Consider the following 13,890-nt stretch of genomic DNA (forward strand, 5'->3'; position numbering starts at 1 on the left):
GCCTTCCTGCCAACAGGATAAGCAATCCGCATTGTTTATAGTTCCAAGATTGTATTATCTATCTTATTTATTTGTTCAGTCTCCAGGTCACACCGTCCTTGGTGTCGTTCACCTCGAAGCCGGCCTCCTTGAGAGCGTCGCGAATCTGGTCGCTCGTAGCCCAGTCTTTGGCAGCCTTTGCCTTGGCACGAAGGTCGAGCACCATATCCATAACCTTGCCGAATGCCTCCTCACGGGCATCGCTGCTGTCGGCACGCTCGTCTTTGAGTCCGAGGATATCGAAGGCGAAAGTGTGCATGGTGTCGGTCAGTTCGTCGAGACACTCGCTGCATATTGTTGCCTTATGGTCAATGAGTTTGTTGATAACGGTGCATGCCTCGAAGAGATAACTAATCACCTGTGGAGTGGCGAAATCGTCGTTCATGGCATCGTAGCATTTCTGGCGCAGCTCCTTCACCACCTTCTCTGTCTCTGGGTCGCATTTATCGCTCACGTTCACATGACCGAGGTCGTTGATACCGTTGAGCAGTTTCTCCAGTCCCTTCTCGCTTGCCTTCAGTGCGTCATTAGAGAAGTCAACTGTTCCGCGATAGTGTGCCGAAAGCATGAAGAAGCGGATAGTCATCGGCGAGTATGCCTGGTCGAGCAGACGGTGCTTGCCGGTGAAGAACTGCTCCAGGGTAATGAAGTTTCCGAGACTCTTGCCCATCTTCTGTCCGTTGATGGTGAGCATGTTGTTGTGCATCCAGTATTTCACCATCTGGTCGCCCTGGCTTGCCACAGCCTGTGCTATCTCACACTCATGGTGTGGAAACACGAGGTCCATTCCTCCACCGTGGATATCGAAGTGGTCGCCGAGGTATTTGCGGCCCATCGCCGTACACTCGCAGTGCCATCCCGGGAATCCATCGCTCCAAGGGCTTGGCCAACGCATGATATGCTCCGGCGACGCTTTCTTCCAGAGGGCGAAGTCTGCCTGGTTGCGCTTCTCCCCCACTCCGTCGAGCTGTCGGCTCTCGTTTATTACGTCGTCGAGGTTGCGGTGTGAGAGTATGCCATACTGGTATTTCTTGTTGTATTTCTCGATGTCGAAGTATACGCTGCCGTTGCTCTCGTAAGCGAATCCGTTGTCGATGATCTGCTTCACGAGTTCCTCCTGCTCTATGATGTGGCCCGAGGCGTGTGGCTCGATGCTGGGCGGCAGCACGTTGAGCGCCTTCATGGCGTCGTGGTAGCGGTTGGTGTAATATTGTGCTATCTCCATCGGTTCGAGCTGTTCGAGGCGTGCCTTCTTCTCTATCTTGTCGTCGCCCTCGTCGGCATCATGCTCCAGATGGCCCACATCGGTGATGTTTCTTACGTAGCGCACCTTGTAGCCGAGATGCTTGAGATAGCGGAATACGAGGTCGAATGTTATAGCAGGACGAGCGTGTCCCAGATGTGGATCTCCATAAACAGTAGGTCCACAGACATACATTCCCACGTTGGGGGCATGCAATGGTTCGAACGGCTCTTTCCTTCTTGTCAGAGTATTATAAATCAAAAGTCTCTGTTCCATATCATTGTGTATTTGTTGTTATAATCTTTTTTCCTTGTCTCTTGTACTGTAGCCAGACCTTCCGTCAGAAAACGAATTGACGAGTTGGCGAGTAAACAAGGATATTCTTTTATCCTCTCAAGGAACATCACCGGCCGCTGCATTGCAGAATCCGGTTCAGGGTCCTTGTTTACTTGCCAACCCGTTTACTGAGAGAGAGTTCCCAGCTATTATGTCAATCCGCGGGATATGGGCAAAGCCTTGAGGCTGCCCTCGTTCCCGAGGGTATATCTCTATTATTTTATATTGTCAAAGCCTTCGCCGAAGATACCCTGGCAGTTGGTCTGCGACACAAGTGCATTGGAGTCAATCTTCTTGATATAGTTGTATATATCCTGCGACTCATGACGGCGAGCCATCACCACGAGGAGGTTCACCTCATTCTTTGAATACCATCCCTTGCCCTCAACCACGGTAACACCGCGGCGCACGTTGTTGTTGATAACATCGGCAATCTCCTGGTATTTTCTTGATATGATGATAAACTGCACGGTCTGTCTTGCTCCGTTCACCACATAGTCGCACATATAGCTGGCAATCAGCGTGAAAGCCACACCATATACGATTGTCTCGGTGCTGTGGAAGAGCAGGTAGCTGGAAGAAATGATGGTGATATCCACAAACTGCATCGCTCTTCCGAAGCTCATGCGGAAATATTTGTTGAGCATGGCGATAACGATGTCGGTACCACCGGTAGAACCGTTGTGTGAATAGATAAGACCGAGTCCGCCACCACCGAGCACCGCTCCGATAAGAAGGTGCATGAATCTGTCTTCGCCGGCTGTGATTACAGGATGCGCAGCGAAGAATGGCTGAAAAACAGCCACTACGATAGACAATATCGTAACTCCCAACACGGTACGCACGATGAATTGTCTTGACAATGTCTTGATGGCGATGCCAAGCAAGACAAAGTTGAGGAGCCAGATTGAATATGCTGGTGGGAAATGCCATGCATAGTAAAGAAGTGCCGAGCAACCCGACACGCCTCCCATCACAAATTTCTCAGGCAAGATGAATGCTGTGTAACCAAAGGCGTACATAATCACGCCAAGGGTCAAGAACATGAAGTCCTTAATCTGTTCACGGTCAATTCGCAATTTAGCTGCTGATGCTTTAATGCTCATCGTTAGAAAGAATTTTATTTTGTTTAAATGTGGGTAACATGGTATAAGCCGAAGGGTATCGGCAATTTCCAGTGCAAAGATATAGAGAAAAGAGATAGCGTCCAAATTAAAACAAGAAAAAAGGATGGTAGATTTTCTTCTCTGCCATCCTTTATAATTTATATAGTGTTTCACCGATTATATAGAGGCCACGACAGCCGCTTTCCGGGCATATAGGGAATGCTGCGCGGCATCATTCCACAATAGCTCTATACCAGAGAGAGGCGGCGCTGCCGGCGCAGCTCCTTGAGACGCTGCTGGCGATGGAAACCGCGGAGCACTCCCATACCCACCTTGGGCCAGTCAGGGATATGTTTCACATGGCGGCGCACCATTGGGATGTCCCACAAGAGCATCAATATGGCAAAGAACAGGGCGGCGATGAGCGTCCAGCCGAACAGTATCTTGATGCTCTGCGCCATGAATCCCTGGGTGATGCTCTCCATCATAGCCGGGAAGTCGGCATGACGTGCCGACATCCTCACGCTGTCGATATAGCCGGAGCAGCGTGCAAAGCCGTCACCAACATAGTATTTCATCCCTCGGGCATGGAGCGAAGCTCCCACGAGTCCTCCCACGAACATATGGAGGACATTGAACACGGCGAGCGCCTGGAAGAAATGCTCGAACGACATTATTTCATGCAGACACCACATGAAGGCTATACACAACACGGCATAGCTGAACCCGCGCCACACCAGTGGCAGGCGGAGCTGTTCGCCCATGAAATTCTCCGACGCCACGAGAGCCACCTTTGGCATCATCTCGCTCTTGGCGAGCTTCAGCTGCTGGTCTGATGCCTGCATCTCGAGCGCCGACTGGCGTATGACGGGCGACTGCATGGCTGCGGTGTTCTGCAGGTCTGCCTCCTTGATGCCGGCATCGCCAATTCTGTCGAGGTCCACCTCCGGCTCCACCATCACGCCTTCGAGACCGAGGGTATTGCAGAGCTGATGGTTCAGGATCCTCTTCTGGTCTTCGAGTTTCCTCTTGCCGAGTTTCAGCTGCTCCATCTGCAGTTCGTAGCGCGTCACGTCGTTCTTCAGCGCCATGCCCTGCTGCTGTTTGGTATTTATGTCGGCAATGAGTTTCTCGGTGAGCGCAATGTTGCTCTCATACACCTTTATGCCGTTGTCGAGTTTATAGAGGTCGAGATACTGCCCCAGGGCGAGGAAACGCTGCTGGTTGCGTGTCTGCGCCACGGCATTCTCACTCATGCTCTTCTGGAGTTCGGCGAGTCGGATGCCGGCATCGATGGCTCCTCCGGCATACACCACCTGCTGTGCCTCAAGAGCGAAGGAGTTTCCGAAATGTGGCTGCGAGAATCCTTTTACATTCCCGAAATCACGGGTGGTCATCACCACGTTTCCGTTGTAGCTCAGCTGTAGTGAAGCACCCACATCGGCCAGCCTCTTGCTTTTTGCCTCTTCAATTCCCCGTGCTGAAACATCCACTCCGCTTTTCTGCATTCTCAGCGTCTTGCTGCCACTCTCCACCAGAGTGAACAGCTCTCCGATGGTAATCTTGCGCTGTGGCGTCTGGGCTGTGGCATGCTGTGCCATCATCATGGCGACGACGGCACAGCAAATCATTCTTCTTTTCATTAACTGATAATAATATTTCTGTGTGTATTGTAATGCGGAATGATAATGATATGCCGCACGGGCAGCGCCTCGATACGCGTGAACTTCTCAATGTGGAAGCTCAGCGCCGGATCGGTGTTAACGCTCTTTCCCAACGACATGGTGACACTGACGGAGAGGAGCGAGGACTTCAGTGTGGAGGTATTGGAATACAATGCGACACTGCTACGCGAGGCGAGCCTGCAGATGGAGCAGACTGTCTATTCCCAGTTGCGGGCGGACCGTTGCCGCACGGAATCACCTATAGTGACCAACATCATAAACGACATGTTCTCACTGCTTAAGATTTATTTCGACCAGCCTGAATGTATGTGTCTCGACCAACTCGTGCTTCTCCTGCTGAAGGCTTTCTTCGTAGGGTTCTACGACTATATCTACCGTTTTCCGCAGAAGCGCAAACCCGAAGAGGGCAGTCCGAGGGTAAGGGAACTTTTCAATCTCTTCATGATGTATCTCGAGACTCATTTCAAGGATTCGCGCGATGTGACATACTATGCCTCACTGCTGAACATCACTCCAAAATATCTCAACATTATAGCGCAGCGGATAACGGGCAACACTGTGAAGGCGCTGATAAACGAATATGTTGTGATGCAAGTGAAGCTATCGCTCTGCTCCGGCAACACGTCGATGAAGATGTTGGCTGGTGAATACAATTTCAGCGATCTCTCGTTCTTCTGCCGCTATTTCAAACAACACACGGGAATGACTCCCATGCAGTTTGTCAAGAGCGAAGCGCCCAAAAGGACTTGACGCCAATACTCCCCAACGGTCATCTACCCCGTTTAGCCATAATGAACGTTTAGCCATAATGAACATCAGGGATTAGTCATAATTACCGTTAGAAGTTCAATCATGACGCCTGTTTGTGGTTCAGTTCTAATGGCCGTTTGGCTATTAGGCTGATTGGGGATGGAAACAAAAAAACGGAATACTGGCCTTTGTGGTCAATACTCCGTTTTTTTCTTTATCATTCATTAATCAGTTTCATTCCTATACCCCGCATCAGTTTCTGAACTGCAGACCGGCGCCGTTGGCATCGATAACGATAGGTTTCTCGCGGCTTACCTCCTCGGCGAGGATTTTCTTTGAGAGATCGTTGAGCACGAGGCGCTGGATGGCTCTCTTCACCGGACGTGCACCGAACTCCGGGTCGAAGCCTGCGTCGGCAAGATACTGTATTGCGGCATCGGTCACGTTGAGCGTGAAGCCCTGCGGCTCGAGCATCTTCTTCACGGCGTTCATCTGCAACGTCACTACCTGTGCTATCTCCTGCTTCGTGAGCGGCAGGAACATGATAGTCTCGTCGATACGGTTGAGGAACTCCGGACGGATGGTCTTCTTCAGCATCTCCATCACCTTCTGCTTGGTGTCGCTGATGATAGTGTCGCGGTTCTGGGCGTTGAGCTTCTCGAATTCCTGCTGTATGTACTGGCTTCCGAGGTTGGAGGTCATTATCACGATGGTGTTCTTGAAGTTTACGGTCCTTCCCTTGTTGTCGGTAAGCCTACCGTCGTCGAGCACCTGCAGCAGGATGTTGAACACGTCGGGGTGTGCCTTCTCTATCTCGTCGAAGAGTACGACGGAATATGGTTTGCGGCGCACTGCCTCGGTCAACTGTCCTCCCTCATCATAGCCTACATATCCTGGAGGTGCTCCGATGAGTCTCGACACACTGAACTTCTCTTGATATTCGCTCATGTCGATACGCGTCATCATCGTCTCGTCGTTGAAGAGGTATTCGGCGAGTGCCTTTGCCAGCTCCGTCTTACCCACACCTGTGGTGCCGAGGAAGATGAACGAGGCGATAGGTCTCTTGGGATCCTGCAGTCCGGCACGGCTACGACGCACGGCATCGCTGACGGCGGTGATTGCCTCATCCTGTCCGATTACTCTTTTGTGGAGCTCCTCTTCAAGATGCAACAGCTTCTCACGCTCGCTTTGCAGCATACGCGTCACTGGTATTCCGGTCCAGCGGCTCACCACTTCTGCTATATCATCGGCAGTGACTTCCTCTCTCACCATGGCTTCAGCACCTTGTGCGTTGCGCAGCTGACTCTGTATGGCGTTGATGTCCTCTTGCAGCGACTTCAGTTTGCTGTAGCGTATCTCTGCCACACGCTCATAGTTGCCTTCGCGCTCGGCACGTTCAGCCTCAATCTTCAGGTTCTCAATCTGCTGCTTGTCTTCCTGAATCTTGTTCACGAGGGCTTTCTCTCCTTCCCATTTGGCTCTATACTGCTTCTCCTGTTCTCTCAGGTCGGCAATATCCTTGTCGAGCTGATCAATCTTGGGCTGGTCGTTCTCTCGCTTTATTGCCTCGCGCTCAATCTCGAGCTGTTTCAACTTACGCGTAATCTCGTCGAGTTCCTCAGGCACGGAGTCACGCTCCATACGGAGTTTTGCTGCAGCCTCATCCATGAGGTCGATTGCCTTGTCTGGCAGGAAACGGTCGCTGATGTATCTCTCTGAGAGTTTTACGGCGGCAATGCAGGCATCATCCTGTATACGCACCTTGTGGTGGTTCTCGTAGCGCTCCTTCAGTCCACGCAGGATTGAGATGGCGCTCATCTCGTCTGGCTCGTCCACCATCACAGTCTGGAATCGTCTTTCCAGAGCCTTGTCCTTCTCGAAATATTTCTGATATTCGTTGAGTGTGGTGGCTCCGATGGCCCTGAGTTCTCCACGTGCCAATGCCGGCTTCAGGATGTTTGCGGCATCCATGGCTCCCTCTCCGCCTCCGGCTCCCACGAGGGTGTGTATCTCATCGATGAAGAGGATTATGCGGCCTTCGCTCTTGGTCACCTCGTTGATTACGCTCTTGAGTCTTTCCTCAAACTCGCCCTTGTATTTGGCTCCTGCCACAAGTGCTCCCATATCGAGAGAATAGAGCTGTTTGTCTTTCAGATTCTCCGGCACGTCACCTCTGACGATACGCTCGGCGAGTCCTTCCACGATGGCTGTCTTACCTGTTCCCGGCTCACCGATGAGGATCGGGTTGTTCTTGGTACGCCGAGACAGTATCTGCAATACTCGTCTGATTTCGTCGTCACGGCCTATCACTGGGTCGAGTTTGCCGGAGCGTGCCTGCTCCACGAGGTTCTTGGCGTATTTGTCGAGACTCTGATAGTTCTCGTCGCCGCTCTGCGAGCTCACCTTCTGTCCCTGCCGTAATTCAAGAATTGCCTTGCGCATGTCGTTCTCCGTGCACCCGGCGTCTTTCAATATTCTGCCTGCCGTGGCTCCATCTGAAATGACAGCCAGGAGAATCGTCTCCACGCTGACAAACTCGTCGCCCATCTGCTTTGCAAGGCTCTGCGATTTGGCGAGCACATTGTTGGCGTCGGTAGAGAGATATGGCTGTCCGCCCTGAACTCTCGGCAGGTGTTGTATCTCCTGGTCGGCAAGGGTCTCTATCTGCTGTGCGTTGACGCCGAGCTTCTGGAAGATGAAGTTGGCTACATCACGTCCCTTGAGGAGTATTCCCTTGAGGATGTGTACAGGTTCGATAGTCTGCTGACCGTTCTGCTGCGCGGTGTTGACGGCTTGCTGCACCACCTCCTGCGCCTTGATTGTAAACTTGTCGAATGTCATATTTTTATCTCCTTTCTTTTGTTATTATTCTTTATCCTGATTCTTTTTACCTTAACATCAAACAGTCATCAGGCCGTTTGAGATAATATCCTAAAGATGTGAAATCCAAACAAGTCTTAATGACCGATTCGGGGTTTGTTCATTCTGTTCGCTACCGATAGCGCAAAGGGCATACCACGCGAAGAAGCACGACAAATCGGCAGAAGTCTCTGACTATCAGGCATAAAAAAAGCCCCGCCAACCGACAAATAGTCAGAAAGCAGGGTATATTCTACCAATCTGCAATAGGCAGACCTTTCATCTGCAAGGTTTCAGTTCTTTTGTGTCATGGCTTTGCCTTGCTGATATAAAACACCACGACCTTAGAAAAAGATAGTAAACCACCGGAAAATGGGCAACGCCCGTGCCCAATTTCGACATAAATCCATTGACCGGGACAGATCAGAATCCGTTGCCCATCATACCGCCGTTTAGCAGCAGTTGGGCGTTCTTCTCCTTGGTCTTGTCCATGATGAGGAAGAGGTCGACGAGCCACCACACTCCACATCCGCCACAGGTGAGCAGCTTGATGACACCGAGACCAACATCGCCGATATACATACGGTCGATGCCGTAGCCGCCAAGGAATATTGATATCAGCAGACTGATGGTGGGGTCTTTCATCTGCATGAAGGCGACGTTGGCGGTATTGCTGTCCATTGTCTCCAGACGGCTCTTCACCATCGGATACATGTTTGCGGGAATCTTGCTGCCGTATACCATAAGCAGCTGGTCTATCTGATTTCTGTCCATATCACAGGAGGGTTATCGGGTGAATATAATATTTTAACCCAAAACGGTCATTAGGCCGTTCAATGTAATATTTTATAACTGCTTGCAGTCTTTTGCTTTTTATAAGGCGTCTTTTGCTTGTTTTTAATTCGCAATAGCTCGCTATTACTCATTAAAAGCCAAACAAAATCCATCCTTCTAAAAAATCAAAATCCAAGCAAGCCCTAATGACCGATTTGGGTTTAAAGTTTCGCAGGCTTTCAATTTGCTTTGGCTGTAAACAAGGTGACAAGATACGAGTAGACAAGGGGGATATGTATATGGTCGTCAAATGCCAAGGATGTTTCTCACTATCATCCAGATGAAGAAGGTGATGATATAGAACCACACCACGCAGCGGTGTTCTATCACCCTGGCCAAGGCATCGCGCCTCTTGCCATGCGGCATCGCCCACTCCACTATGAAGAGCAGGGCGTATGGCAGCGAAAAGGCGAGATAATAGTTATAGCGCAGCGCCGCCATCGGTTCGCCGTGGAGCAGAGCATGCAGGAAGCGCTGTATGCCACAGGCGGGACAGCTCAGTCCGGTGATGAGTTTCATCGGACATTTGGGAGCGTAGACAGCGTTAGACGGGTCTACGAGAAACAGTCCGCCCAGGATGACCGCCGTTATACCTATTATTATATATATACGCTTGGAGTATGCCACCTGTCAGTTTTGCTCTACATCATTGCACTGAACATACCTGCCATGAAATAAAATATGAACGAAATTACATTAATCACCAATCCGGAGATAAGTCCTATCATACTCCATTTCTTGGCGTCGGCAGCTGATGCCACGGCAGCCTGATACTGACCTGCCATATAGAGTGAGTTCACCTGACTTGCCTTAACGATACCTACGATGCCGAGGGGCAGACAGCAACACAAAGTGACGAGGATGGCAAGCACCATATTGTTGTCTGGCTTTGGAGGCATGTTGCCGTTGCCGAAGCCATTCTGGAAGCCGCCGTTATTCTGGAAGCCACCATTATTCTGGAAGCCGCCATTGTTCTGATAGCCGTTGTTGTTACCATAACCGTTATTATACTGCTGATTAGGCTGCTGTGGTTGATAGTTCTGATCCATAACTGATGAGTTTTAGTTGGTTTAGTGGGTAATTACTCGAAACAATCTCTTTGCCTCTTCAAAGGCATCCACCGCCATGACCATTCCTTTCTTTTGACTTGCGACGGTGTTCTTTCTTGTTTCTAATTACAAAAGTACATAAAAAAATGCAAAATGATTAACCCTGGACTTATTTTTTTCAATAAACAACAGAAAAACAACACAATAGAGGTCATCAGGCCGTTTGGTGGTTAGACATCAAGCAGCGGATAATCCTTTTTCAAGTCAGCGATTTTCTGCTGAGTGCGCTGCACGAAGAGCTTATGTTCTTCGCTGTCGGGATTGAAGGGCTTATGGCCGAGAGCCTCACGGATGGGTCGCCAGCGGTTGAGAAATACATTGGTGGCAGCACTGAAATATAGGGACGAAAGGCGCTCCCAGATATAGCTGACGGTCTGATCCGAGGGATGGAGCATGTCTTCCTTATAGAAGCGATAGTCGCGCAGTTCGTCGTTCACTATCTCATAGGCCGGGAAATAGCTGCAGCAGTCGTATTCACTACAGAGTTTGTCGGCAGCCAGAAGCAGTGTCGCCTTGGATAGCTGACTGCCATGGAATCCGTATTTGGCATAGCGGATGGGACTGACGGTCACTATCACCTTCAGGTCCCGACATACGCCACGGAGAATGCCTATTGCCTCGGCGAGGGCATCCCGACACTGGTCGATGGTGAGTTCTTCTTCCTGAAAGAGGCGTTGCGGACGCTTCTGGCAGTTGTCCACAATCTCGCCGGTCTCTCGCAGACGATAGACGTGGTTGGTGCCGAGGGTGAAGACGCACACCAGACGGTCGTAGCTGTCAGCTTGCAACGGCATGGCGAAGCGGCGCACGGTGTGCAGGATGCTCACCGGATTATACATCACGCCGTAGGGGTTCACCACGGCACGGAATTTTTCGTCGGCAAACCGGCGCCCGATATTGTCGGCGAAACAAGAGCCGACAAACAGCATCTGCTCCAATGGCTCTATGCTGAATGTCGGCTTTGGTATGTCTACTTCTGTTCTGAATATCATATCATCCAATGATTTTATCTTTGAGCCTCACTTAGCTGCGGCTCACCTGCAGACCGGTTTCGCTGAGCGTCATGTCAACGAAGCGGGCATTGGCGTTGGGACGGTTCTCATTGATTATCTTGCGGATGCGGGCTGCCGCTTCCGGATCTTTTGCCACCATATACAGATAGCCGCCGCCACCGGCTCCCGGCAGTTTGTAGCCGAGGCAGAGGTCGTCGACCATATTCGTTATCGCCCTCACGCTGTCGGGATTGGTACCGCTGTCCATCGCCTGGTTCTGCGTCCAGGTCTTGCGTATCAGTCCTCCCATGCGCTGGAAATCGGCACGCTGTATGGCGTCATACATGTCGAGCGTATGGCATTTCATGTCTCTGAGCATAGCGAGTTCTCCACTGTGGTTGAGGAACATCCGTCTGACTATCTCCGAGAGGATGGTCTTTGCCGTGCGTGTGATTCCTGTGTAGTACAGCAGATGGCAAGCCTTGTATTCATTGCGGGTGAAGAGGTCGCCCGGCAACCAGCGCACCGTAGGGTTCTGGTCGAAGCCACGCTCCGTCTGCAGCAGTTTCACTCCTTCGAGCACTCCGCCGAACTGGTCTTGCCAGCCTCCACCGGTGGTGAGCATCTGCTCCAATGCCAGAGTGCGCCTGCCTATCTCTCCCTTGTCCCAGGAGAGTCCGCAGAAGTCGTTCAAGGCTCCGAGCACTGTGGCGGCGAGCACACTGCTCGTGCCCAGTCCGCTGCCGGCAGGGATGGCAGAGAGCAATGTCAGTTCTATTCCGCAACCGAATACCATCAGCTGGTCTTTCAGCGTATTGTGCTGCTCCACAGCGTATGCCGGAAGGAATCCGGCAAGGGCGAGGGCTGCCTTGGGGATGGAGAACGGACTGCCCACGTGTCTGAAGTCAGCGAGCTGTTCGAATGTCGTTATCTGCTCAGAGGCTCCCAGGTCGATGCTCCGCAGTATGATATGCGGTTCGCTGCAGGGTCTGATGTATGCCTGCAACGGCGGCTGGCCGTTGAGTTCTATAGCGAGGTTTATCACGTTTCCGCCTTCCATCAGGCAATATGGCGGCGTATCAGTCCATCCGCCTGCGATGTCGATTCTCACCGGACTGCGTGCCCACACTATCTGGTCGGCATATACCGACATGCGTGGCTGCTGCTTCACGGCGGCCTGCGGAGCGATGAGCCCCTGACGGAGAAGGGCGAAAGCCTTCTCTTCAAATTCCGCCGAACCAGAAGTGTCGCCGCGGCGTCTCGACAGTTCTGAGCGGAACATGTTGTCGTGTATCCTCGTCAGCAGCGGAGCGGAGTCGGCAATAGGTTCCGGAGCCGGGATGCCGTAGAGGGCAAACTCCTTTGCGGCATCGCTGAGGTCCACCTGATAGAACACGCTGTGGCGATAGTTCTTTGCCACCGATGCCCAGCTCGACGCTCTGAATTCGTTGCGCTGTCTGGTGAGGCGTTCGAGGTCTGCCTCGTTAGAGATGTCGTCAGCACTGAGGCGGCGTGCCTCCTGCCAGAGAGCGAGAGCTTCATCACGTTCCTCCTCGCTGAGCTCCTGTCTGCCGTCTATCATCCAGCGCAGCAGCAGCTGCATGCCGTAGGTATCGTATACCACTGGGAATATGCGGGCAGACTGCAGGTCTTCTTTTCCGTCGATGCAGGTTATATCTATGTTGCGCTCTGCAGCCCATTGCGTGAATGGCATTCCGAGGTATTCCACTGATGGGTCGGAGAGATTGCCACGGAACTTGTCATTGAATCCATAGGGGCGCACCACGTATCCGTTCTCTTCCACCGGCACGATGTCAACACACTGTCCTGGCTGCAAATGCAGGCTCCAGTCATTCTCCGGCACTCCGGTGATGATATTCTCGCGGGTGAGAGTCCAGTTCTTGCCCACCCAACTGTTCTCTATCCAGATGTTCTGGTTCTCTGCCGTCAGCTGACAGTCTCTCTCAGCATTCTGCACGAAGAGTGAGGGATGCGGCTTGAGGGAGTGGTGCATGATTTCGCGCTGGTCGTTCACGAGGTTCTGTATGGCGAGCGTAGATGAGAGTATCTCGTGGCTCGTGCCATAATGGTAGAACTCGCCGCCCGGCAACGGGAGCACGGCGACGGTGAGGTCGGCCAGGTCACTGTCTGGCGACGTCGGTTTGTCGCCGAGGGCGCAGCCGAACTCTGAATACATGTCGTAGTTGATTATATCGCCACTTGTCAGGTCGCCATTCTTCAGCGATTTCTTCATGAGCATCTTCACCGCCTTGTCGCTGAGCAGCCAGATGCCGATGTCGGTGAGATAGAGGTGGGTGTTGAGAAGTTCGCCCAGAGTCTTCACCGATGGCTTCTGGAGCATGCATTCCATCTCTGTGGGGTTGTCGCGGCGCGACACGAAAACGCCGTGGTCTTTGGCTATCTCCGGTCCGAGCCATAGTCCGTAGCACACCACGTCTGCCTCGGGTATGTCGCCCAGCGGTTCTGTAGCACGGATATACACGTCGCCGCTCACTATCATAGTGTGAAGCGAGCGTGGCGCTGCATCCATTATCTGCTTATATAGCGGTATCTGCAACGAGAGCAGATCTTGCGACAGTCTCTGTCCGCGCTCCCATCGAAACACGGGTATCGGCGTCAGAATCTTTCCCGACGGGGCGTATGCAGGCAACCGTCGGCTCTGTCCGCCGGCATGCAGGATAAGGCGTCTGTCGGCAGAAAGCCATTCGTCGAAGGTCTTTCCGGCGGCATCGGCGGCATAAGCCTGTTGCAGCAGCCATGTGGTGCCACCTCCCGAACCGAGTTTCTTCCCTACCGGGTCATTGGAGCAGAACCACTCCTTCCTGTCGTATCCGGTGATATCATGAAAGCAGTCCACCAAGTTTGGCGGAAGTGACAATAATTTCTTCATCTTAGATCTATAGTTTGTCAGTTTCG

Annotated in this window: 10 protein-coding genes; 1 reads left to right on the forward strand and 9 read right to left on the reverse strand. The window is 52.0% G+C overall.

All coding sequences use genetic code 11. From position 1 onward, the window contains the following. Window positions 1-67: 67 nt before the first annotated feature. From cysS to CCC32_RS01735, 3 genes are all read right to left on the reverse strand, one after another. Window positions 68-1,558, reverse strand: a complete 1,491-nt coding sequence (gene cysS, locus CCC32_RS01725) for a cysteine--tRNA ligase (RefSeq protein WP_287071848.1) — start codon at window positions 1,556-1,558, stop codon at window positions 68-70. 275 nt (window positions 1,559-1,833) lie between these two features. Beyond that, entirely contained in the window at window positions 1,834-2,724 is an 891-nt protein-coding gene (locus CCC32_RS01730) for a YitT family protein (RefSeq protein ID WP_044079767.1), read from the reverse strand. 248 nt (window positions 2,725-2,972) lie between these two features. Continuing rightward, entirely contained in the window at window positions 2,973-4,367 is a 1,395-nt protein-coding gene (locus tag CCC32_RS01735; RefSeq protein WP_287071851.1) for a TolC family protein, read from the reverse strand. A gap of 39 nt (window positions 4,368-4,406) precedes the next feature. Between CCC32_RS01735 and CCC32_RS01740 the strand changes: the two genes are divergently transcribed. Further along, window positions 4,407-5,159, forward strand: a complete 753-nt coding sequence (locus CCC32_RS01740; RefSeq protein WP_287071852.1) for a helix-turn-helix domain-containing protein — start codon at window positions 4,407-4,409, stop codon at window positions 5,157-5,159. Between the two features lie 252 nt (window positions 5,160-5,411). Here CCC32_RS01740 and clpB read toward each other — a convergent pair whose 3' ends face one another. The 6 genes from clpB to CCC32_RS01770 form a co-directional block, all read right to left on the reverse strand. Beyond that, a complete protein-coding gene (clpB, locus tag CCC32_RS01745; protein ID WP_287071855.1) occupies window positions 5,412-8,000 on the reverse strand; it encodes an ATP-dependent chaperone ClpB in 2,589 nt (862 codons plus the stop codon). 441 nt (window positions 8,001-8,441) lie between these two features. Continuing rightward, entirely contained in the window at window positions 8,442-8,792 is a 351-nt protein-coding gene (locus CCC32_RS01750) for a TM2 domain-containing protein (RefSeq protein ID WP_022316605.1), read from the reverse strand. A gap of 306 nt (window positions 8,793-9,098) precedes the next feature. Beyond that, window positions 9,099-9,479 carry a DUF2752 domain-containing protein gene (locus tag CCC32_RS01755; RefSeq protein ID WP_022316606.1) on the reverse strand — a complete coding sequence of 127 codons (381 nt, stop codon included), beginning with the start codon at window positions 9,477-9,479 and terminating at the stop codon, window positions 9,099-9,101. A gap of 14 nt (window positions 9,480-9,493) precedes the next feature. Next, window positions 9,494-9,901 (reverse strand): CD225/dispanin family protein, encoded by a 408-nt coding sequence (locus CCC32_RS01760; RefSeq protein WP_044074493.1) that lies wholly within the window; start codon window positions 9,899-9,901, stop codon window positions 9,494-9,496. Window positions 9,902-10,131: 230 nt separating this feature from the next. Then, entirely contained in the window at window positions 10,132-10,953 is an 822-nt protein-coding gene (locus tag CCC32_RS01765) for a GSCFA domain-containing protein (RefSeq protein WP_042518364.1), read from the reverse strand. Window positions 10,954-10,984: 31 nt separating this feature from the next. Beyond that, the gene (locus CCC32_RS01770; protein WP_287071860.1) at window positions 10,985-13,864 is read right to left on the reverse strand and encodes a bifunctional fucokinase/fucose-1-phosphate guanylyltransferase; all 2,880 of its coding nucleotides are present in this window, start codon (window positions 13,862-13,864) and stop codon (window positions 10,985-10,987) included. Between the last annotated feature and the right edge of the window lie 26 nt (window positions 13,865-13,890).

The organism is Prevotella sp. LMAG:51 (genome assembly GCF_008680225.1).
In the GTDB taxonomy this organism is placed as follows: Bacteria; Bacteroidota; Bacteroidia; order Bacteroidales; family Bacteroidaceae; genus Prevotella; species Prevotella pectinovora.